The sequence below is a fragment of the Paraburkholderia sp. SIMBA_053 genome (genome assembly GCF_046534895.1).
Taxonomy (GTDB): Bacteria; Pseudomonadota; Gammaproteobacteria; order Burkholderiales; family Burkholderiaceae; genus Paraburkholderia; species Paraburkholderia caledonica.
The window spans coordinates 1-244 of record NZ_JAWRXU010001458.1 but is presented as its reverse complement, the minus strand read 5'-3'; the positions used below and the strand labels follow the sequence as shown (position 1 = coordinate 244).

General features: G+C 57.8%; 1 pseudogene. It reads left to right on the top strand.

What is annotated here, in order from left to right:
* Positions 1 to 226, top strand: a pseudogene (locus SB753_RS40450) (hypothetical protein); the annotation flags it as partial.
* Positions 227 to 244 lie beyond the last annotated feature (18 nt).

Genomic DNA, 244 nt, shown 5'->3' with positions numbered 1-244 from the left:
CAAGCATGCACGTCACGCGTATTCGCTTCTGGCGGACGGGGGCGTGCTGGTTTCGATCATCGGTGAGAGCGCGTTTTTCAGAAACGATGCGCAGGCCGTCCAGTTCCGCGAATGGTTGGACGAGGTAGACGCTGAGGTTGAGAAGTTGCCTCAGGGCACGTTCCTCGACAAAACCTTGTTGCAGACCACTGGCGCTAATGCGCGAGTCATCACGATCGTACGTTAGCCACCAGCAAGCACCCAG